The following is a 20,610-nucleotide window of genomic DNA, read 5'->3' on the forward strand; positions in this document are numbered from 1 at the left end:
TGCTCATACCTCGACGGTGGCACGCCGGGGAGAAGGCGATAGCGAAGAGGGGCCTCGCCTCTCGTCCGGAAGGAGGCCCGTCCCAAAAATGGGTTTCAGTAAGACGAGATAGACCACCAACAAATAGAGTAAACTTGTGAGGGAAAACTTCCAGTCGAAGAAGGGAATCATGCAAGGAAAAGCCATCCAACCGTACATCATCAGGCATATTGGTTTGTCTGGTGTCCTGTTCCATACCCAGGACCACACGCAGGAGAACAGAAACGGCAGCAGGATGACTCCCGCCACCCCGAAATCGCGGTAGGGCGAGCCGATGAAAGTATACACGTTGTACTCGGTGTTAAAGACGCTGAGATCCTCGGGCTCAATGCCGCCAGCAAGCAGACTGGCGATCGTCCCGAACGAGTTCAAACCCCAATCCCGATGAGCGAGCGGTAAAATAAAGGCGTCGAAGGCGTGTATGGCATAGCCCATGTACCAGACGATAAATGATTCTCCAGTCGCTGCCGTGTCCTTGTTTGCGAACTCGGCGTACAGGATCGTTCCCGTGAGGAGGAGCAAGGCCGGCCCTATGAGGGGCCAAAGACGCCGTGTCCTGACGTAAAGTAGGAAAGCCATAGGTGAAATATAGAAAAAGAGTCCGGTTCTCGCGACGGCGACAAACGACATGAAGATCGGCGCGATGAACATAACGCAACCAAGGACCTGCACCCAGAGACGCCGATTGAGGATGAGAACTGACCCCAGCGCTCCCGAGAATAAAAGAAAGTGCCCTGCTCCGTAATAAGAGAAGTCCTGACTCTCAGCGGTTCGCAATGCGACGCCGAGTTCGAACATTCTGAACATCGCCGAGCGCTCTTGATAAACAAAGGCAATTAGCACGGCGCCAATTATCGCCAGGACAGCGTAGATGTATACCAGATTCACGGACCGAATAAGACTGAGCACGAAAAAACTGCGCCCTGGGTCAGGAGAGGTAACCGGCTTCATCATCGATGTGGTTAACGCATCACCCGCCAAAAACATTGTCAGACCCGCCGCGTAGAGCCAGGGCACAGCTGCATGGAGCGTTTCGAAGCCAAAGGTACTATAGGTCACGGCTAGTCCGACAACGGAGAAGATACCCATCAAAAATGATGGGCGCCAGATGCGAGCAAAGGGAGTCTTATTTGGGATCAGCAGCGCTGCCACACTGACAAGAATGGCAGCGAACAACGCAATCATCGGTCCTCTCCTGATGGAATCGCTCTACGGGGTAGAGCACGGCTTCGCGTGATCGCTACGAACATGCCCACAAGCGCAGCCGAATACGTCAGAAAATGCGCAATGGCCACCCCTTCGAAACCAGCGCGAGCCACGAGCACATAGCTGAGTCCCACAAATAGGGCGGCGGTTAGGATTTCCGTCGCGACGTAGGCGCGTACCATCGCCTTGCCGATCATCACGTACGCCAGGAACCAACTTCCGACCCGAACGGTATCGCCGGCCAGCTGCCAAGGGAACAGCTCCTCCATTGGGAGGAATTCGCGCGTGAACAAGGTTAGGATGATGAAGTCACGCAGCATAAATGCAGCTACGGCCGCAGCGGCGAATAGCGGTACGATGAATCTGCTACCCTGCCATATCTCCGCGCGGATATCTTCCCAGGAACTCAGCTCGGCGATCCGCGGCAAAAAGTAGAACGCCATCGCCTGCGCGACCAGCATCATGTTTAGCTGGCTGATCTTGATCATGCCGTCCCACAAGCCTGCTGTCTCAATGCCAAATTCACGAACGAGCAACAAGCGGACCGCGATCTGTCCTGCGTTATTGGCTAAGGCACTGGCGCCAGCCATCACGGCAAAACCGAATAGCCCTAACGCCACCGTCCTGGAAAAAGGTGCAGAAAACAAGCTTAGCCGAAACCAAAGCTTCCGCCTGCAAAGCCATACCGTCAGGAAAAACAAGACGGCCTGGTTCGTCGCCACCGCGATCAAAGCACCACTTAACCCGAAGAAGTGGGTAAGCACTGCCATTGCGACAAGGATCAGAATCGAGCCCCCAATGTTCGCGAGCACGTAAGTGCGTAGGTCCTTTTTGCCGTTGAGAACGGCCATCAGCATGGTGTTGAGCGAGAACAACGTGATGCTGGCTGCCAACCAGATAAAGACACTGCCGAGCGCCGGGTCTCGCAGAAAATAAGCGGCAAGCGAACGGTTGAAGATTGTCAGCAGGACCGCCATTGTCATCGAGGCAATGAGAATGATGCGGGTAGCTGTGGACCAAAGTGAGGCCTGCCGTTGCTCGTCGCCCTGATACTCGGCGGTAAATTTGGTTACACCATTGTTGACGGCACCCCCGCACACCGTGAAGACTAGTTGCACTGCGTTCTGAAACTGTCCAATGGTTGCATAACCGGCTGGCCCGATCAACACCGCGAGGATCTTGTTGAGCAACAATCCCGTCGAAAGACGAACGCCGACCGACAGACCGGTCCACCAGGTAGTGCGAACAATACTCATTGCACTGATCTCTGGTGCTGGTTCCACGCGTGGCTTAGCCAGCAGCGCGATATTTTTCGTCCAAAAAAAAGCGCCACTACTTTTTCCTTCACTATACTGAGTGAGCCTTCCAAGTGCGGCTCTAATATGGGCATGATTTCAGATAAATAGGTGTTCGACTATACTGCCGCACACAAATTTCCCCGAAAATGGGTATGCGCCTCGATAGCTGTGGGTGCAGAAAAGCTTGCCTTCGGGTCTGAATGCCCCCGTTTTTACAACTCCTCCAAACGGTTTGCCGATCTTCCAACTTGTGCTGAATGAGCTCGGTGAACATTTCCTTGGTCGCCCGGCCCTCGAGATACGCCCTAGGCAAGTCAGATCGCCGATGTCGGGTACTCACTTGTGGCCATCGGCTCAAGCGGGACCTCACGGGCCGACATGCCAAAAGCAAGTGTCCCTTCTGGGGCCGCGACAGCGGCACCCTTCCAGTGTCTGCGAAATTTAGAAATGGCGGGCCCGTTCGGCGTGGAACTCCCAGCGCATCCGCAAGTGTCGTCGGCTGCCTGATCTATCATTCGGGATGCGGCGAGCCAGGGCAAACAATGAGCCAAGGACAATCTCCGGATGGTCACAATGGCAATCTTTCGAACAACGGACGAGGAGAGCGTGCTGAGCTGAACTCCATTGGCGAAACTGTGCCAGTCGGCTATTGGCCGCATTCCAGCCCCATGACCGGACGACTTAGGAATCATGCAAGAAATAACTAGAAAGCGTCTCGTCGACGTTTTGCTGAGGCTACCGCGACCGGCCAAACGCGCAATCGCTCTCGGCATGGATGCAATAATTTGTGCCGTAACGGTCTATCTCGCTTTTTACCTTCGTATGGGTGAGTTGGTAGATCCCTTTACCGGCGTGCCACACCCTACGATGGGTGCGATCGCCATCGCTCTGCCTATTTTCGTGATAATGGGGCTCTATAGAGCGATCTTTCGCCACGCTGGGTTCGGCGCGATGCGCTCGGTTGCGCGCGCCGTCGCCCTCTACACGGTGCCATACGTCATTATCTATACAGTGGTCGGTGTTTATGGGGTGCCGCGCACTGTCGGCCTAATCCAGCCAATGCTGCTGTTTCTTTTTATAGCGGCGTCTCGCCTCCTTGCGCGAGCCTATCTCGGTGTATCTTATCGTGCCTTGTGGGTCAGCGAAGAGCGCCCGTCCGTGCTCATTTACGGCGCGGGCCGGGCTGGGCGCCAGCTTGCGAGCGCGATTCGCGCGAGCGGGGAAATGCGACTGGTTGGCTTCCTCGATGACGATCCCGACTTATGGCGCTCGACGATCAACGACACCAACGTGTTTTCGCCGGCGCAGCTCGAAAAAGTGGTCAGCCGCAGGAATGTGACTGACGTGTTGCTTGCCATACCTTCGGCCACGCGGTTGCAGCGCAAGGAAGTGGTCGACAAACTCCGTCCGCTAAAACTTCGCGTGCGGACTCTCCCCGGCCTGATGGACCTTGCGCGGGGTTCGGTGTCCGTCGGAGCCCTGCGTGATCTGGAAATTGGCGACCTGCTGGGGCGCCCCACTGTATCGCCCGATCCAGCACTGATTCGCCGCAATATTTTCGGAAAGACCGTACTCGTGACGGGCGCTGGTGGTTCGATCGGAAGCGAGCTGTGCCGCCAAATCGTAGCGACGCAGCCTGCCCGGTTGGTGCTCGTGGAGAACGCGGAATTTAACCTTTTCGCGATCCACCGCGAATTAGTAGGCAGTGAGCGCGCACGTCAAATCAATCCTGATAGCATTATTCCGGTGCTCGGCTCTGTGACGGACCAACGTCGGATGGATGAGGTCATCGCCGAATTTGCGCCAGACACAGTATTCCACGCGGCCGCTTACAAACATGTCCCGCTGGTAGAGCACAATGCGACGCAGGGCATCGCTAACAACGTCTTCGGAACACTTACGATCGCCCGTGCAGCTCAGCGCCACGGCGTTTCCAATTTCACCCTCATCAGCACTGACAAGGCCGTGCGCCCGACCAGCATTATGGGGACGACTAAACGCTTAGCTGAAATGGTGGTGCAGGCCATTGCTGAAGAGGGCACGGGCACGCGCTTCTCGATGGTTCGTTTTGGCAATGTGCTTGGTTCGAGCGGATCGGTAGTACCCCTTTTCCGCGACCAGATCACCGCTGGTGGACCTATTACGATCACCGACGAAAAGATCACCCGTTATTTTATGACTATTTCCGAAGCGGCGCAGCTCGTACTCCAGGCGGGCGCGATGGCGAACGGCGGCGAGGTGTTCTTGCTCGACATGGGCGAGCCGGTGAAGATCGTGGACTTAGCGCGTAACATGATCGAATTGTCTGGCCTGAGTCTACGCGACGAGAGCAATCCTGGGGGCGACATCGCGATCCAAACGATCGGCTTACGGCCCGGCGAAAAATTGTACGAGGAACTGCTGATCGGCAATAAGCCGCTCCAAACGGAGCATCCTCGCATATTGCGCTCGCGCGAGGATTTCTTTTCATGGGATGATCTTGCTCCTGCCCTTGAAGCTCTGCGGAAATCAATTGCGGCGGGCGATGCAGCATTAGCGCGAGACCAGATCATTGCACTGGTCCCCGAATTTCAACCTCAATCGCCGCTCGTGGATCTTGTTTCCCGCGAGCGGGCGATCCGCGTGGCGAACGCTAAGTCGAAACCGCTGGATGCGAAAGACCTGCTAGTTACAGCGAATGGCGCCACCGTCACGCCAATCGAGAACCTCAAGCGAACGAGCAATTAGGGCGATTCTTCTAGACGCTCTTGGCTGCCAGCCGTGTGACTGTATTTGCGAGCGAAATTTGCCAGCATGGCGCCTCATAGCCGAACGTGCTGCCAAATTTCGCGCTGTTGAGCCGCGAATTGGCGGGGCGAATCGCTTTGGTTGGATATTCGCATGTGGGGACGCCGGCCACCGCACAGGTTGAGCCTCCATGTCTGGCGCTCTCGACGAAAATTGCACGAGCGAAATCAGCCCAACTCGTCGAGCCGGTTCCGGCGAAGTGGTAGCACTCATTGGCGCCGTGGCGGGGTTCGTGTTTCCAGCGATCGGCCACAGCAAACAGCGCGTCAGCGATATCGAGCGCCGAAGTCGGGTTACCGTGCTGGTCGTTGACGACTTCAAGCGCGTCTCGCGCTTCGGCGAGACGCAGCATGGTCTTGACGAAATTGCTGCCGAAAGGGCTATAGACCCAGGCCGTGCGCAAGATCGCAAAGGTCGCGCCCGAGGCAGCGAGCGCCTCTTCGCCTGCCAGCTTGGTCTTTCCGTAAACACTGATCGGCCCAGTCGGGTCGTTCTCGTGCCAGGCACGATCGCCGCTACCGTCGAACACGTAATCGGTCGAAAGGTGCAGTACCGGTGCGCCAATCGCGGCGGCTGCGCGGCCGATCTGGCCGGGCGCCGCGCCGTTTAACGCCATCGCGAGTTCCGGCGTGTCTTCGGCTTGGTCGACCGCGGTATAGGCAGCGGCCGAGATAACGAGGTCAGGGCGCACGCCATGGATGGTACGCACGATGCTGTCAGGATCGGCAAGGTCGAAACCGGGCCGTGCGGTGAAGACGAGCTCGTGCGCCTCGTTGCGTTCGGCGAGCGAACGGGCGACCTGCCCCTCGCGCCCGGTGACGAGAATTTTCATTCGTTGCCGCCGAGACGCTCGCCACCATATCTGCCCGAGCGGATCGGACCCCACCACCATTCGTTATCAAGATACCATTCGACGGTCTTGGCAAGGCCGGTCTCGAAGGTTTCTTCCGGCGTCCACCCCAGGTCTCGTTCGATCTTTCTGGCGTCGATCGCATAGCGGCGGTCATGGCCCGGCCGGTCGGTGACGAAGGTGATCAGTTCGCGGCGGCTCTTGCCGTTTTCTAGCGCCTGGCGCTCGTCCAGAGCGTCGCAGATCGCTTCAACTACCTGCAGGTTGGTACGCTCTTGGTTGCCACCGATATTGTAGCTCTCACCGACCGCGCCTTTGGTCAGCACGGTAATTAGCGCACGCGCATGGTCGTCCACATAGAGCCAGTCGCGCACGTTCTCGCCCGTGCCGTAGACCGGCAGTGGCTTGCCCTCGAGGGCGTTCAACGTGACCAGCGGGATCAGCTTTTCCGGGAAGTGATAAGGCCCGTAATTGTTCGAACAGTTGGAGAGAACCACCGGCAGGCCGTAGGTCTCATGCCATGCGCGCACGAAATGGTCGCTCGCCGCCTTGCTCGCTGAGTAGGGCGAAGAGGGCGCGTAAGGGGTTTCCTCGGTGAACAGCGTCTCGTCGAAATCGAGGTCGCCGAACACTTCGTCGGTTGAGATGTGATGGAAGCGGAAGCCGTCTTTTCTCGCTCCTTTGAGCCCGCGCCAATATTCGAGCGCAGCGTCGAGCAGCCGGAAGGTGCCCACGACATTGGTCTCGACGAAGGCGCCGGGCCCGTCGATCGAGCGATCGACATGGCTTTCGGCGGCGAGGTGCATAATCCCGTCGACCTGTTCCTCACGCAGGAGGTTCAACACCATCTCGTTGTCGAGGATATCGCCTTGGACCAGTCGGTGATTGTTCGCGTTCTCGATGACCTTGAGGCTCTCGGGATTGCCCGCATAGGTCAGCTTGTCAAGATTGATCACGTCTTTACCGTCGCGGACAAGTTGGCGAACCACTGCCGAGCCGATAAACCCGGCGCCGCCGGTAACGAGGATGGTTTCCATGCCTTCAGCCTTCGTAAGTGAACGGGGTATCGAAATCAGCGAACAGCGGCGCCTCGAGGTCCTTCGCCGACAGGGTCGGCTCGCCACCGAACGCGGGCCAGTCGATCCCCAGCGCCGGGTCGTTCCAGAAGATTGCCCCTTCGTGGTCTGGGGAATAGAGGTCGGACACCTTGTAAAGCACTTCGGTGTCAGGCTCGATGGTCATGAAACAATGCGCGAAACCGATCGGCACGAGCAATTGGTTCCACTTGTCGGCAGACAAGGTCACGCCGACATGCTGGCCGTAAGTCGGCGAGCCCTTGCGGATGTCGAGCGCAACATCGTAGATCGCGCCGCGCAGCACACGCACCAGCTTGTCCTGCGCCACCGGAGGGCTTTGGAAATGCAGCCCGCGCACCGTTCCGACGGTGGCGGATAGGGACTGATTGTCCTGGATCCAGTCGATCTTGATCCCTTCGTCCGTGAAAGTCGAGCGCCTGAAGACTTCGGAAAAGAACCCGCGATTGTCGCCGTATTTGGGAGGGATTACCTCGACCACTTCGGGGATCGCGTGACGAATGAACTCGGTCATGCCGGTTGCTCCACCAGCTTCCGCAGGTAGGCGCCGTAACCTGTCTTGCCCATCGCATCGGCCCGTTCGAGCACCTTGTCGGCGTCGAGCCAGCCCTGCCGAAAAGCGACTTCCTCGGGACAGGCAATCTTGATCCCCGTGCGGTGCTCGATCGTGCGGACGAAGCTCGAAGCCTCGTGAAGGCTTTCATGGGTGCCGGTGTCAAGCCAAGCATAGCCGCGCCCAAGCTGCGTAATGTGGAGATCACCGCGCTCCATGTAAGCGCGGTTGACGTCGGTGATCTCGAGTTCGCCGCGCGCGCTCGGCTGCACGTCTCGGGCAATGTCGACCACGTCCTTGTCGTAGAAATAAAGGCCCGTCACCGCCCAGTTGGACTTGGGGTTGGCGGGCTTTTCCTCAATGCTGGTCGCCTTGCCAGTGGCGGGATCGAAGGCTGCAACGCCGTAGCGTTCAGGGTCGTCGACATGGTAGGCAAAGACGTTGGCCCCGCCTGCTGCGGCCTCTTCGGCGGCGGCGCGGCATTTCTCGCCGATCTTCTCGCCGTGATATATGTTGTCGCCGAGGATCAGCGCGCTTGGCCCCCCTGAGACGAAATCCGCCCCGATGATGAAGGCTTCGGCAAGACCATTGGGTTCGGGCTGGACAGCATAGCTCAGTTCGATCCCGAAGGCCGAGCCATCGCCCAGCAGCGCCTCGAACATCGGAAGATCGCGCGGGGTAGAAATCACCAAAACCTCGCGGATCCCGGCCAGCATCAGCACGCTAAGCGGATAGTAGATCATCGGCTTGTCGAATACAGGCAGCAACTGCTTCGAGATCGACATGGTCGCTGGGTAGAGCCGCGTTCCGCTTCCACCGGCAAGGATGATGCCTTTCAAAGTGTATCCCCATTTGATAATCATCAAGACCGGGGCTCGGTAAAGGCTCAGGTTAGCCCTGTCACCCTGATAAACATTCGATCCTGGAATAGCGTGGGCATGGCCGCTACGGCCATCGCCGGGCGACGGCATTGCTGCGTGACGCAGGGTGGCAAGTGAACCGCAAGCGGGTTGAGCGGATCTGGCGTAAAGAGGGACTGAAGGTGCCGCAAAAACAGCCAAAGCGCGGGCGGCTATGGCTGAACGACGGCTCGTGCATCCGCTTGCGGCCAGAGTATCCAGGGCATGTGTGGGCTTACGACTTCGTCGAAGGGCGCACCCATGATGGCCGCAAGTTCCGAATCCTGACCATCATTGACGAGGCCAGCCGCGAATGCTTGGCTCTGGTCGTGGCGCGCCAGCTCAAGCATCAGACGTGCTGGCGGCGCTGGCTGACCTGTTCGTCTCTCGGGGGCCACCTGCCCATATCAGGTCCGACAATGGTCCGGAGTTTATCGCTACTGCCGTGCAGGAGTGGCTCGCCTGCATCGGGGTGAAGACGCTCTACATAGCCCCGGGATCGCCTTGGGAGAATGGTTACAACGAGAGGTTGGCTTCGCCGCCCTTCGGGTCAACGGCTCACTGCGTGACGAGCTGCTCAATGGCGAGATCTTCTACAGTCTCGCTGAGGCCAAGGTCCTGATCGAGGCCTGGCGCCAAGACTCCAACACCGTCCGTCCGCACAGCAGCCTTGGCTATCGGCCGCCTGCCCCCGAAACCGTAAGATTGCCATTGCCGCCTTCCGGTTCCGCTTCGCTCCACCTCCAGCCGGCAATGGCGCAGGAGGCCACAATGCACTAACAATCAACCCGGACCACTCGGTGGGGGCCGGTCACGCATGCCGCTGTCCACCTCGGCCTTCTTCACCCACTCAAGCAGCATGTAGGTTGAGCAGCCGGATCTTGCCTGCTATCGATGAAACCGCCGGCCAGTGCGATGAATGCTCCTTCTCGCTGTCTAGCACCATCCGCACTGCCCGTTCGCGGACCTCAGGTGAAAACTTGTTCGTCGTCTTGCTCATTGACCCTTCCTCTCGAGAGTTGGGTCTCCCGCAATCCTAGCGCGGTTCAGTGGCTTCACCGAGTGCCAGTGTAATGGATAGCCAAAGAGCTTGATAGCACTGCAGACCGGAGCCTATACGCGCATGCCATGCGCAAGATCTTCATCACCGGTTCGGCCGGCTTCATCGGCTTTCATCTCGCCCGCCATCTGCTCGACGAAGGCTTCGCAGTCGTCGGTTATGACGGGATGACCGATTATTACGATGTCCGCATCAAGCAGCGCCGCCACCAGATGCTGCAGCAAAATGAGCGTTTCTCGGCCCACGAGGGCATGCTCGAGGATGCGAAGAGTCTGCGCGAGCTGATGCTTGTAGAAAAGCCCGACGCCATCGTTCACCTCGCTGCGCAGGCCGGGGTTCGCTACTCTCTTGAAAACCCGCGCGCCTATCTCAATTCCAACCTCGTCGGCACTTTCAACGTGATGGAGTGCGCGCGGGAACTCCAGGTCGCTCACTTGCTGATGGCCTCGACCAGCTCGGTTTACGGCGCCAACGAGGAGATGCCGTTTTCCGAGTTGCAGAAGACCGACACCCCGCTGACGTTCTACGCAGCGACCAAGAAGGCGACCGAGGCGATGGGCCATTCCTACGCCCATCTCTGGAACCTGCCGATCACGATGTTCCGTTTCTTCACCGTCTACGGCGCATGGGGCCGCCCCGACATGGCACTTTTCAAATTTACAAGGGGTATCCTGAACGGCGAGCCGATCGACATTTACAATCACGGCAAGATGTATCGCGATTTCACCTATGTGACCGATTTAGTGCGCGCCATTCGCCTGCTGATCGATACCCCACCCGTCCGGCCCGAAAACGCGTCTGATATTCCGGATTGGGATTCGCTCTCCCCTGCCGCGCCCTATCGCGTCGTCAATATCGGCAATAATAGCCGTGTGCGGCTCGAGGAATTTGTCGATGCGATCGAGGCCGAATGCGGAGTGAAGGCCCAGCGCAAATACATGGACATGCAGAAGGGCGATGTCCCCGCGACTTGGGCCGATGCGACGTTGCTCGAGAACCTGACTGGCTACCGACCGCAAACCGACGTGCGCGAGGGAATCAAACGCTTCGTTACCTGGTATCGTGACTATTACGAGGTCTGATTTACCTCGTAGTTACGAGGAGCCGCAGGCGACGCGGCAATCAGTGGGAAGCCCTCGGAGACGTATTGGAGTACTTCGCTTTTTAAGCAAAAACTGATGCTAATCCTCAAGCTGGCATCGCGCTATAATGTCAGCCTAGGCCGTGTTGGCAAGAGACTTCAGCCGTAGGCGTGTTGCGGCGGCGAGGTTGAGGAAGCTCTCGAAGGAGATGTCGGTCTTGTCGTAGCGGGTGGCAATACGACGCTGTTGCTTCAGTTTTCCGGACATTCGCTCGCCGCGGTTGCGGTCCTTGTAGCGGCGATAGTCGGCATGTTCGGGCACCTTGCGGTTCGAGCGAGGCGGGATGATCGGCAGGATGCCCCGAATCAGCAGGCTTCCGCAGAAGCGGTCGCCATCATACCCTTCGTCCGCCAGCAGTGCCTTGGGCGCCGCGACCGGGATCGCCATCAGCGGCTCGGCGGCGGTGTAATCGGAAGCCTCACCGCCGGTCAGGATGAAGCCGACAGGCAGTCCTTGATTGTGTGCTTCGCACGCCTACGGCTCCGCAGCGGGCGTGGATCTTGCTCGTAAAGCCGTCGCGTGATCGACCAAGAGCGTTCGCACAAGCCCTCCTCTTCCGCCCGCTGCCGAGACGTGGCCGCGAACGCTGGTGCTGTCGATCATGTGCTGCCAGTCGTCGGTCAGCCCCAGATCGACCAGCGTTTGCAGGAGAGCATCCCAGACACCCTGTTCTGCCCAGCGCCGAAACCGGACATAGACCGAGTTCCACTTGCCGTATCGCTCGTGCATGTCGCGCCAGGGACAGCCGACCCGCAGAACGTGGAGCATACCATTGAGGAAGCGCCGATTATCGCCCGCTGGCCGCGCCCACCGGCCTCGCTCAGGCGGTAGCAGCGGCCCCATCAGTTCCCACTCCGCATCCGACAAATCCCCGCGACCCATGACTTCTCCGCAAAAAAGCAGTCTTGAATCAGAAGCGGGGCCATTAGGGAATCCCTTTTGTCAACACGGCCTAGACTTCGTTCACGATCAGATGGCGTCTGGAAGGCGGTTCCGCGTGCTCAACATCGTCGACGATGTGACCAGAGAGTGCCTGCTATCGGTATCGGACACATCGATCTCGGGCCGCCGTGTCGTGCGTGAGCTAGCCGAACTGATCGCCGAGCCCGGCAAGCCCGGCATGATCGTCAGCGGAGTCGCAGACGGCGCGCAGCGCCACAACGGCACGAAGCTCAACAGCAATGTGGTGCTGGCATGGTGCGGGGAGATCGGAGTGGAGTGGCATTACATCACGCCGGGCAAGCCAATGCAGAACGGCTTCTGCGAGAGCTTTAACGGCGGAATGCGCGATGAACTGCTGAACGAGACGCTGTTCCTCAGCCTCGCTCATGCCCGCGTCGAGATCGCGGCCTGGGTTGAAGATTACAACCGGGGAGAGACCGCACTCATCTTCGGCAATTACGATGTGGAGCGCAATCCAGCGTGACACGAAACTTTCTATCGTGGCATCAAAGCTAGCAACAGCATAAATTGGCACAACGAGCGCCATCATGAGGAAAGCCAGCATTTCGATTTCGCCGAGCTTCACAGTAGCGAACGGCGTCATGCCGAAGGCCGAATCGAATACCTGTCCAATGGTCGAGCCAAGGAAGTGTGGGTGTTCGCTGGCATCCGTTGTGGCGAGATTCTCCCGCGATTTGGAGCAGGTTCCCGATCCATATGACCTCTGAAGGGGTGGCGGCGCAGCCAATTGTCTTTAGGCGTTCAAGCTTCGAAAAAAATTCCTGTAGAAAATTCAGAGGTGTGATGCAGTGCCGCGCCAGCGCCACATTGACCTTCCCACATAGCAGGCTACAAACGGTTTCACGCAGTCAGAAACCCACGGTTTTCTGCGGGGCTTGGCGTGTGGGTAAAGCGGATCAGAATCCCGCTATCTGCCCCAGCTTCCGCAAATGGCGGCTATTCCCGACCCGAGTTTCTCATCCATTCGACCATGTTGATCTAGCGCGATGCGCGAGCGGAGCGTCGATACGATGCTCGGGTTCAGGCCTGCAGCTCCGAGTCATTCCACCCTCGCAGCCTGACTACCGCCCCGTGGTCCTGGTCGGATAACCTTCTCGCTGGCCTTTCCGCCGCGGGTCGGCGCGTCTAATACCCTAAGTGTGCGGGCGCAGATCGAAATAGGCAGGGATACCGAAGGTCAACCGGTTCCCATCGATATCGAGGAGCTGCTCGGCACGCGCTTGCTTGTGCAGGGCAATTCCGGGTCCGGAAAGTCTCATCTCCTGCGCCGCCTGCTCGAGCAGAGCGCCGAACTGGTCCAACAGGTGGTGATCGATCCCGAGGGCGATTTCAGCAGCCTGGCCGACAGGTTCGATCACATCGTGATCGATGGCGCGGCGCATTCTCCCGCAGAGATCGAGGCGCTGGCGCGGCGAGTGCGGCAGCATCGGGCCTCGGTCGTGCTGGCGCTCGAGGAGCTCGAGGTGGAGCAGCAGATCCGCTGCGCCGCGCTGTTCCTCACTGCACTGTTCGACGCTCCTCGGGAGCATTGGTATCCCGCGCTGGTGGTGGTGGACGAAGCGCAGATGTTCGCCCCTGCTGCGGCCGGCGAGATGGCTGAGGATACGCGCCGCCTGACGCTGTCGGCGATGACCAATCTGATGTGCCGCGGTCGCAAACGCGGGCTTGCCGGGGTCGTTGCGACCCAAAGGCTCGCGAAGCTGGCGAAGAACGTTGCCGCCGAGGCCTCGAACTTCCTGATGGGCCGCACCTTTCTCGACATCGACATGCAGCGCGCCGCCGATCTTCTGGGGATGGACCGCCGGCAGGCGGAGCGCATTCGCGACCTTCAGCGCGGACAATTCCTGGGGCTGGGGCCGGCGATCAGCCGCCGTCCGGTGGCGGTGCAGGTGGGCGCGGCGCAGACGGGCGGGAAGAATGCCGGGCAGGGCCTGATGCCGCTGCCGGAAACCGGTAGCGACGAGCTGGAAGCGCTGCTGCATGTGGAGCTGGCGCAGGAAGCGCAGGGGAACGCACCGCGTATCGCCGCCGCCAAGCGTAAATCGGCGACCGATATCGAACAGGCGATCCTAAATCGCGCCAGCCAGCCTCCACCGCCGCAGCGGGTCGAAGCGGAAGAGGGCCCAATTCCCTCAATGGCCGCCGAAACCGAACCGGTTGACGATGCCGAAACCCTGCCGGCGGATGAGACAGCAGAGGTGAGCGTCGAGCGGATCGTCGAGGAGCTCGCCGGGCAGGACGGTGCCACCTTCCGATCGCCCGCCACCCTGTTCCGCGAGTTCCTGACCGCCTGCCGCCAGCGCGGCGTGGTCAGCGCGCATATCGACATGGCCGAATTCCGGCGGCTGTTTGCCTTCGCGCTTTCAGGCGCCGGCAGACTATCGGCAAATGCGCGCGCGACGATCGAACATCTGGCCGAGGGCGTGGATGAGGATGTGCTCGCTCCCTATCTCGCAATTGCCGTCGCAGCGGTTCACGGGCGCAATCGGCCGGACGAGGATGAGCTGGCGCGGGTTTACGGCAGCTCCTCGCCGGGCCGCATCCGCCGCCTGCTCGACCATCTCGAGCGCAGCAATCTGATCGTGGTCCGCGAGGATTTCGGCGGGGTGCGGACGATCAGCGTGCTGGGTCTGGAAGGCGTCGGCGCCGAGTGAGGAGACGCGGGACCGGGGGCAGCCGTAGCCTGCGCCACCCATTCGATCCGATCGCGCCGTTCATTTGGCTTTCGTGCTAAAGCAGGTAGCTCTTCACAGGCCGATATTGTCAATCAGCCGGGTGCCGCCGATCCTGGCGGCAACGAACAGCCGCGCCGCATCCTCTCGCTGGCCCACCCGCTCGAGCGTGGCGGCGTCGCGCAGTTCGGCGTAGTCCACGCTGTCGAAGCCGCCCGCGACCAGATCGCCGCGCAATCTGTCGAGTGTCTCTGCCACCGCCGATCCCGAATCTATCGCTGCCGCCGCCTCACGCATCGCGCGGGGCAGAACAGCGGCCTGTTCGCGCTGCTCGGGGGTGAGATAGGCGTTGCGGCTGCTCATCGCGAGGCCGTCGGCTTCGCGCACCGTGGGAACCGCGTGGATTGCGCTCGCCTCGGGCTGGGTAAGGTCGAGATCGCGCGCCATGCGCCGAATCACAGCGAGCTGCTGCCAGTCCTTCTCGCCGAAGAAGGCGAGGTCGGGCCGGACCTGGTTGAACAGCTTGCAGACCACGGTGGCGACGCCGTCGAAATGACCGGGCCGGTCGGCGCCGCACAGGCCTGCGCTCACCCCCGAGACCGATACATTGGTCGCATAGCCCGCGGGATAGACCTCCTCGGGCGCTGGCGCCCATAGCAGCGCCACGCCTTCGGCCTCCAGCAGCGCCGAATCGCGCGCCATCTGGCGCGGATAGGCCTCGAGATCCTCGCCCGCGCCGAACTGGCGTGGATTGACGAAAATCGAGGCGACCACGTGATCGGCCTGGCCGCGCGCGGCGCGGATCAGTGTCAGATGGCCCTCGTGCAGCGCGCCCATGGTCGGCACCAGCGCCACGCTCGCGCCCCCGCGGCGCAATTGCGCCACTTCGCTTCTCAACATGTCGAGCCGAGTGATGGTTTGCACGCGCAATGCCCCTCCCGTAAGGCGAATGGCCGTCATCGCGACCGGGCTGCTGCCCTAGCCGCTATGCCTGCACCGATAAACCGACCAGATTGCCCTCCGCGCTATAAGGAACGCCCGCAAGTGTCCTCGACCCGTCCGCACCGCATCACCTTCGCCAACGAGAAGGGCGGGACGGGCAAGTCGACCACTGCGGTCCATGTCGCGGTCGCGCTGGCCTATTCGGGCAAGCGTGTGGTCGCCTTCGATCTCGATCACCGCCAGCGCACGATGGACCGCTATTTCGACAACCGCGCCGGGACGGCCGAGAAACGCGGCATCGATCTGCCCTCCGCCGAATGCCATGTCGTCGGCGATTGCGATGCCGAGGCGTTCGAGGCTCTGGTCGCGGAGAAGGCGGCGGGCGCCGATTTCATCCTCGTCGACACGCCCGGCCGCGACGATCCGCTGGCGCGTCACAGCGCCGGTCAGGCCGACACGCTGGTAACTCCGATGAACGACAGTTTCGTCGATTTCGACCTCATCGGCCAGGTCGAGGGCGACAGCTTCAAGGTCAAGAAACTGTCCTTCTATGCCGAGCTGATCTGGGAGGCGCGGATCCAGCGCGGGCGCAAGCAGATCGAGGAAAACCGCCCGCCGATGGACTGGGTCGTGGTCCGCAACCGCAGCGGCTACACCGAGGCGCGCAACATGGCGCGGCTCGAGAAGGCGCTGGGCGAAATGGCCAAGCGGGTCGGCTTCCGCGTCGCCAAGGGCCTGTCCGAACGCGTGGTCTATCGCGAGCTGTTCCCCTCGGGGCTGACGCTGCTCGACAAGGGCCATCTGGGCGATCTGGGCACCAGCCATCTGGTCGCGCGGCAGGAATTGCGCGGGCTGGTCGCCAATCTGCGGCTCCCGGGTCTTGCCGGGTCCGAGGCTGCGGCGGCATGATGCGCATCCTGGTCATCGCGGTGGTGATCGCGCTGGCCTGCCGCCTGCTGCTCGGCAAATGGCCGTGGGAGTATCTCCAGACCCGCTCCGCCGGGGGACGACAGCTCGCCCAGGCGCGGCGTCTGCTCGGGGTCAGCCCCAAGGCCAGCCGGACGGAAATCCGCGAGGCGCATCGTCGCATGGCTGCCATATTGCATCCCGACAGAGGCGGCAGCACCGCCAAGCTCGCCGAGGTCAACGCCGCGCGCGACCTCTTGCTTGCGCGCCTGCCGCAGGACAATATCTCGCAAGAACCACCGGAGTCGCCACAATGAGTCATGTTTTCGATCCCACCGTGCTGCGCGAATACGACATTCGCGGGATCATCGGCGAAACCCTGGGGCCCGACGATGCCCGCGCGATCGGGCGGGTGTTCGGCTCGATGCTGCGTGAAGCGGGCGGCAGCAGGGTGGCGGTGGGTTATGATGGCCGGGTCAGCTCGCCGATCCTCGAGCACGCGCTGGTCGAGGGGCTCAACGCTTCGGGCTGCGATGTCGTCCGGATCGGCATGGCGGCGACTCCGATGCTCTATTACGCCGAGGCGTCAGACGAGCAGATAGACGGCGGCATTGAAATAACCGGCAGCCACAATCCCGCCAATTACAACGGCTTCAAACTGGTATTCCAGGGGCGTCCGTTCTTCGGCGCCGATATCACGAGGCTCGGGGAACGCGCCGCCAAAGGCGAATGGATGGACGGCGTCGGCACCTCCGAAACGCGCGCAATCATGCCCGCCTATATCGAGCGGCTGCTCGCCGGGCTCGACGGGGTCGATCCGGCCGCGCTCGCCGCGATGCGGATCGGCTGGGACGCGGGCAATGGCGCCGCCGGCCCTGCGCTCGAACAGCTCGTCGCCCGCCTCCCGGGCGAGCATCACCTGCTCTACACCGAGGTCGACGGCAATTTCCCCAACCACCATCCCGACCCCACGGTCGAGGAAAATCTCGAGGATCTGCGCGCGCTGGTGGCCGACAAGGGGCTCGATTTCGGAGTCGCCTTCGATGGCGACGGCGACCGGATCGGCGCGATCGACGGCGAGGGCCGCGTGATCTGGGGCGACCAGCTGCTGATGATCTACGCCGAGGATGCTTTGTCGCGTCACAAAGGTGCTACCGTGATTGCCGATGTGAAGGCCAGTCGTGCGCTGTTCGATCATGTGGCGCAATGCGGCGGCGTGCCGTTGATGTGGAAGACCGGCCACTCGCTGATCAAATCGAAAATGAAGGAAACCGGTTCCCCGCTGGCGGGCGAAATGAGCGGTCATGTGTTCTTCGCCGACGATTATTATGGCTATGACGACGCGCTCTACGCCGGGGCCCGGCTGATGGCCGCCAGCGCGCGGCTGGGCCGTTCGGTGACGCAATTGCGCGGCGCGATGCCGGCGATGGTCAACACCCCCGAAATGCGCTTCCAGGTCGACGAGAGCCGCAAGTTCGCCGCCATCGACGAGGTCAAGGCGAGGCTCGCCGCCAGCCCCGCCGAGGTCAATTCGACCGACGGCGTGCGGGTGACCAGCGCCGACGGCTGGTGGCTGCTGCGCGCCTCCAACACGCAGGACGTGCTGGTCGCGCGCGCCGAGAGCGACAGCCAGCAGGGGCTCGACCGCCTGCTGGCGCAGATCGACGAGCAATTGGCGCTCTCGGGGCTCGAGCGTGGGGCGAGCGTCGGGCACTGAGCGCTGCCTCCGGCGCTGTGCCAGCGTGACCGCGCGCCCGCTTCCTCCCGAAATTGCCGCGTGGTTCGCCGCGCGCGACTGGCGGGTGCGCGATCACCAGAGCGCGATGCTCGCGGCGAGCGATGCGGGCCAGCACGCGATGCTGGTGGCGGACACCGGCGCGGGGAAGACGCTGGCGGGGTTTCTGCCCACGCTGGCGGATTTCGCGCCCTCGCGGCTGGTTGGCGCCGCGGCGCCCGAGGGGCTGCACACGCTCTACATCTCGCCATTGAAGGCGCTGGCGCATGACGTGCAGCGCAACCTCATCACTCCGATCGAGGAGATCGGCCTGCCGATCCGGGTCGAGACGCGCAGCGGCGACACGCCGTCGGACCGCAAGAAGCGCCAGCGCACCCGCCCGCCGCATATCCTGCTGACCACGCCCGAGAGCCTCTCGCTGCTGCTCTCCTTTCCCGACAGCCTCGAACTGTTCTCCAGCCTGAAACGCGTGGTGATCGACGAGGTCCACGCCTTCGCCACCGGCAAGCGCGGCGATCTGCTGGCGCTGGCGCTCGCGCGGCTGCAGGCGATCGCCCCCGACATGCGCCGCTCGGCGCTCTCGGCGACCGTCGCCGAGCCCGAGGCGTTCCGCGAATGGCTGGCGCCCTGGGGCGATATCGACAGCGTGGCGCTGGTGCAGGGCGAGCAGGGTGCCCCCGCCGAGGTCGATATCCTCCTGCCGCAGGAAGAGCGCGTCCCCTGGGGCGGGCACGCCGCGACCTGGGCGATCCCGCAGCTCTACGAACAGATTCGCGCCAATCGCACCACGCTGGTTTTCACCAACACGCGGTTTCTCGCCGAATACATCTTCCAGAACCTGTGGGACGTGAACGACGATACCTTGCCGATCGGGATCCACCACGGTTCGCTCTCGAAGGAGGCGCGGCGCAAGGTCGAGGGGGCGATGGCGCGCGGCGAGCTGCGCGCGCTGGTTTGCACCGCCAGTCTCGACCTCGGGGTCGACTGGGGGGATATCGACCTCGTCGTCCAGATGGGCGCGCCCAAGGGCTCCTCGCGGCTGCTCCAGCGGATCGGCCGCGCCAACCACCGCCTCGACCAGCCCAGCCGCGCGCTGCTGGTGCCGGGCAATCGCTTCGAATTCCTCGAGGCGACCGCGGCCAAGGAGGCGGTCGACGAGGGCCAGCGCGACGGCGAGGACTTCCGCCCCGGCGGGCTCGACGTGCTGGCGCAGCACGTGATGGCCTGCGCCTGCGCGGCGCCGTTCCACGAGGACGAGCTGCTGGCCGAAATCCGCTCCAGCCTGTCCTATGCCTGGGTCGACGAGGCGGTGTGGCAGCGGGTGCTGACCTTCGTCTCGACCGGCGGCTACGCGCTCAAGGCCTATGACAGGTTCAAGCGGATCACCCGCGACCGCTCCGGCATCTGGCGGCTGACCCATCCCGAGCAAGCGGCGCGGCACCGGATGAACGCCGGGATCATCATCGATTCCGAGATGCTCGAGGTGCGGATCAGCGCGCGCGGCGGGCGCGGCGGGCGCGCGCTGGGCAAGGTCGAGGAACGCTTCGCGGCCTCGCTCTCGCCGGGCGACACCTTCGCCTTTGCCGGCATGAGCCTCGAGGTGGTCAAGCTGCAGGACATGGAGGTGCTGGTGAAGGCCGCGAAAGCCTCGGCGATGATCCCCAGCTATGGCGGCCAGCGGTTGCCGCTGACGACGCATCTCGCCGAGCGCGTGCGGACCATGCTGGTCGATCGCGCGGGCTGGGCGCGCTTCCCCGACGATGTCCGCGAATGGCTCGAGGTGCAGGACTGGCGCTCGCAAATGCCCGGTCCCGGGCAATTGCTGGTCGAGAGTTTCCCGCATGGGCGACGCTTCTACACCGTCTATTACACTTTCGAGGGCTGGAACGCGAACCAGTCGCTGGGCATGCTGATCACGCGGCGGATGGAGGATCGCGGGCTGCTGCCCGGCGGCTTCGTCGCCAACGACTATTCGCTCGCGGTCTGGGGGCTGAAGCCGGTGGCGGACCCGGCGCCGCTGCTCTCGCCCGACATCCTGCAGGAAGAATTCATCGACTGGGTGCAGAATTCGCACCTCTTGCGCCGCGCCTTCCGCGAGGTGGCGGTGATCGGCGGGCTGGTCGAGCGCCAGCACCCGGGCAAACGCAAGACGGGCAAGCAGGTCACCTTCTCGACCGATTTGATCTACGACGTGCTGCGCAAATACGAGCCCGACCATGTGCTGCTCGAAGCCGCCTGGGCCGATGCGCGCACCCGGATGACCGATGTCGGCCGGCTGGGCAGCCTGCTCGACCGCGCCGCCGAGCAGTTGGTCCATGTCGAGCTCGACCGCGTCAGCCCGCTGGCGGTGCCGGTGATGGTGATGATCGGCCGCGAGGCCACCCCGCAGGGCGCGGTAGACGACGAATTGCTGCTCGAGGCGGAAAGCCTGGCGGGCGCCGCGATGCGGGTCGAGTAACGCCCG

General features: G+C 62.0%; 14 protein-coding genes and 4 pseudogenes. 9 read left to right on the forward strand and 9 right to left on the reverse strand.

The annotated features are described in order from the left end of the window. Positions 1 to 3: 3 nt before the first annotated feature. Positions 4 to 1,224 carry an O-antigen polymerase gene (locus ACQ5J0_RS06875; RefSeq protein WP_462569823.1) on the reverse strand — a complete coding sequence of 407 codons (1,221 nt, stop codon included), beginning with the start codon at positions 1,222 to 1,224 and terminating at the stop codon, positions 4 to 6. Beyond that, on the reverse strand, positions 1,221 to 2,501 hold the full coding sequence (locus ACQ5J0_RS06880; RefSeq protein WP_462569824.1) for an O-antigen translocase: 1,281 nt from the start codon (positions 2,499 to 2,501) through the stop codon (positions 1,221 to 1,223). The genes ACQ5J0_RS06875 and ACQ5J0_RS06880 overlap by 4 nt, the downstream gene beginning before the upstream one ends. Before the next feature lie 909 nt (positions 2,502 to 3,410). Here ACQ5J0_RS06880 and ACQ5J0_RS06885 point away from each other — a divergent pair. After that, the gene (locus tag ACQ5J0_RS06885) at positions 3,411 to 5,270 is read left to right on the forward strand and encodes a polysaccharide biosynthesis protein (protein ID WP_462569826.1); all 1,860 of its coding nucleotides are present in this window, start codon (positions 3,411 to 3,413) and stop codon (positions 5,268 to 5,270) included. 10 nt (positions 5,271 to 5,280) lie between these two features. On the opposite strand, the gene rfbD is transcribed toward ACQ5J0_RS06885, so the two are convergent. The 4 genes from rfbD to rfbA are packed head-to-tail and all read right to left on the reverse strand — an operon-like array spanning position 5,281 to position 8,666. Continuing rightward, the gene (rfbD, locus tag ACQ5J0_RS06890; protein WP_462569827.1) at positions 5,281 to 6,162 is read right to left on the reverse strand and encodes a dTDP-4-dehydrorhamnose reductase; all 882 of its coding nucleotides are present in this window, start codon (positions 6,160 to 6,162) and stop codon (positions 5,281 to 5,283) included. Further along, on the reverse strand, positions 6,159 to 7,217 hold the full coding sequence (gene rfbB / locus ACQ5J0_RS06895; protein WP_462569828.1) for a dTDP-glucose 4,6-dehydratase: 1,059 nt from the start codon (positions 7,215 to 7,217) through the stop codon (positions 6,159 to 6,161). Before rfbB ends, rfbD begins: the two co-directional genes overlap by 4 nt. 4 nt (positions 7,218 to 7,221) lie before the next feature. Further along, a complete protein-coding gene (gene rfbC, locus ACQ5J0_RS06900) occupies positions 7,222 to 7,788 on the reverse strand; it encodes a dTDP-4-dehydrorhamnose 3,5-epimerase (protein ID WP_462569829.1) in 567 nt (188 codons plus the stop codon). Continuing rightward, positions 7,785 to 8,666 carry a glucose-1-phosphate thymidylyltransferase RfbA gene (rfbA, locus tag ACQ5J0_RS06905; protein WP_462570073.1) on the reverse strand — a complete coding sequence of 294 codons (882 nt, stop codon included), beginning with the start codon at positions 8,664 to 8,666 and terminating at the stop codon, positions 7,785 to 7,787. Before rfbA ends, rfbC begins: the two co-directional genes overlap by 4 nt. Before the next feature lie 98 nt (positions 8,667 to 8,764). On the opposite strand from rfbA, the pseudogene ACQ5J0_RS06910 reads away from it, so the two are divergent. After that, a pseudogene (locus ACQ5J0_RS06910) lies at positions 8,765 to 9,506 on the forward strand (IS3 family transposase); the annotation flags it as partial. 33 nt (positions 9,507 to 9,539) lie between these two features. Here the strand turns inward: ACQ5J0_RS06910 and ACQ5J0_RS06915 are convergent. Then, positions 9,540 to 9,726: pseudogene (locus tag ACQ5J0_RS06915) on the reverse strand (transposase); the annotation flags it as partial. A 128-nt stretch (positions 9,727 to 9,854) separates the two neighbouring features. On the opposite strand from ACQ5J0_RS06915, the gene ACQ5J0_RS06920 reads away from it, so the two are divergent. Further along, positions 9,855 to 10,868: a GDP-mannose 4,6-dehydratase gene (locus tag ACQ5J0_RS06920; protein WP_462569830.1), complete on the forward strand. Its 1,014-nt coding sequence runs from the start codon at positions 9,855 to 9,857 to the stop codon at positions 10,866 to 10,868. A 135-nt stretch (positions 10,869 to 11,003) separates the two neighbouring features. On the opposite strand, the pseudogene ACQ5J0_RS06925 reads toward ACQ5J0_RS06920, so the two are convergent. Next, a pseudogene (locus ACQ5J0_RS06925) lies at positions 11,004 to 11,810 on the reverse strand (IS5 family transposase). A gap of 67 nt (positions 11,811 to 11,877) precedes the next feature. Here ACQ5J0_RS06925 and ACQ5J0_RS06930 point away from each other — a divergent pair. Both ACQ5J0_RS06930 and ACQ5J0_RS06935 read left to right on the forward strand, forming a co-directional pair. Then, positions 11,878 to 12,319 (forward strand): annotated as a pseudogene (locus ACQ5J0_RS06930) (integrase core domain-containing protein); the annotation flags it as partial. A 711-nt stretch (positions 12,320 to 13,030) separates the two neighbouring features. Continuing rightward, on the forward strand, positions 13,031 to 14,545 hold the full coding sequence (locus ACQ5J0_RS06935) for an ATP-binding protein (RefSeq protein ID WP_462569831.1): 1,515 nt from the start codon (positions 13,031 to 13,033) through the stop codon (positions 14,543 to 14,545). Positions 14,546 to 14,638: 93 nt separating this feature from the next. Here ACQ5J0_RS06935 and panC read toward each other — a convergent pair whose 3' ends face one another. After that, positions 14,639 to 15,487, reverse strand: a complete 849-nt coding sequence (gene panC, locus ACQ5J0_RS06940; protein WP_462569832.1) for a pantoate--beta-alanine ligase — start codon at positions 15,485 to 15,487, stop codon at positions 14,639 to 14,641. A 120-nt stretch (positions 15,488 to 15,607) separates the two neighbouring features. Here panC and ACQ5J0_RS06945 point away from each other — a divergent pair, with 120 nt between their 5' ends. From ACQ5J0_RS06945 to ACQ5J0_RS06960, 4 genes are read left to right on the forward strand one after another with little or no spacing between them, the layout of a single operon-like run. Beyond that, positions 15,608 to 16,414, forward strand: a complete 807-nt coding sequence (locus ACQ5J0_RS06945; protein ID WP_462569833.1) for a division plane positioning ATPase MipZ — start codon at positions 15,608 to 15,610, stop codon at positions 16,412 to 16,414. Further along, positions 16,411 to 16,728 carry a J domain-containing protein gene (locus ACQ5J0_RS06950; protein WP_462569835.1) on the forward strand — a complete coding sequence of 106 codons (318 nt, stop codon included), beginning with the start codon at positions 16,411 to 16,413 and terminating at the stop codon, positions 16,726 to 16,728. The genes ACQ5J0_RS06945 and ACQ5J0_RS06950 overlap by 4 nt, the downstream gene beginning before the upstream one ends. Continuing rightward, positions 16,725 to 18,128, forward strand: a complete 1,404-nt coding sequence (pgmG, locus tag ACQ5J0_RS06955) for a phosphoglucomutase/phosphomannomutase PgmG (RefSeq protein WP_462569836.1) — start codon at positions 16,725 to 16,727, stop codon at positions 18,126 to 18,128. The genes ACQ5J0_RS06950 and pgmG overlap by 4 nt, the downstream gene beginning before the upstream one ends. 25 nt (positions 18,129 to 18,153) lie before the next feature. Then, positions 18,154 to 20,604 (forward strand): ligase-associated DNA damage response DEXH box helicase, encoded by a 2,451-nt coding sequence (locus ACQ5J0_RS06960; RefSeq protein WP_462569837.1) that lies wholly within the window; start codon positions 18,154 to 18,156, stop codon positions 20,602 to 20,604. The last annotated feature ends 6 nt before the right edge of the window (positions 20,605 to 20,610 follow it).

Source organism: Qipengyuania sp. SM2512 (assembly GCF_054954005.1).

Excerpts from the sequence above, each read along its gene's own strand:
- ACQ5J0_RS06875 (WP_462569823.1), bottom strand. The coding sequence starts at position 1,224 with ATGATTGCGTTGTTCGCTGCCATTCTTGTCAGTGTGGCAGCGCTGCTG.
- ACQ5J0_RS06880 (WP_462569824.1), bottom strand. The coding sequence starts at position 2,501 with ATGAGTATTGTTCGCACTACCTGGTGGACCGGTCTGTCGGTCGGCGTT.
- ACQ5J0_RS06885 (WP_462569826.1), top strand. The coding sequence starts at position 3,411 with ATGGGTGCGATCGCCATCGCTCTGCCTATTTTCGTGATAATGGGGCTC.
- rfbD (WP_462569827.1), bottom strand. The coding sequence starts at position 6,162 with ATGAAAATTCTCGTCACCGGGCGCGAGGGGCAGGTCGCCCGTTCGCTC.
- rfbB (WP_462569828.1), bottom strand. The coding sequence starts at position 7,217 with ATGGAAACCATCCTCGTTACCGGCGGCGCCGGGTTTATCGGCTCGGCA.
- rfbC (WP_462569829.1), bottom strand. The coding sequence starts at position 7,788 with ATGACCGAGTTCATTCGTCACGCGATCCCCGAAGTGGTCGAGGTAATC.
- ACQ5J0_RS06920 (WP_462569830.1), top strand. The coding sequence starts at position 9,855 with ATGCGCAAGATCTTCATCACCGGTTCGGCCGGCTTCATCGGCTTTCAT.
- ACQ5J0_RS06950 (WP_462569835.1), top strand. The coding sequence starts at position 16,411 with ATGATGCGCATCCTGGTCATCGCGGTGGTGATCGCGCTGGCCTGCCGC.
- pgmG (WP_462569836.1), top strand. The coding sequence starts at position 16,725 with ATGAGTCATGTTTTCGATCCCACCGTGCTGCGCGAATACGACATTCGC.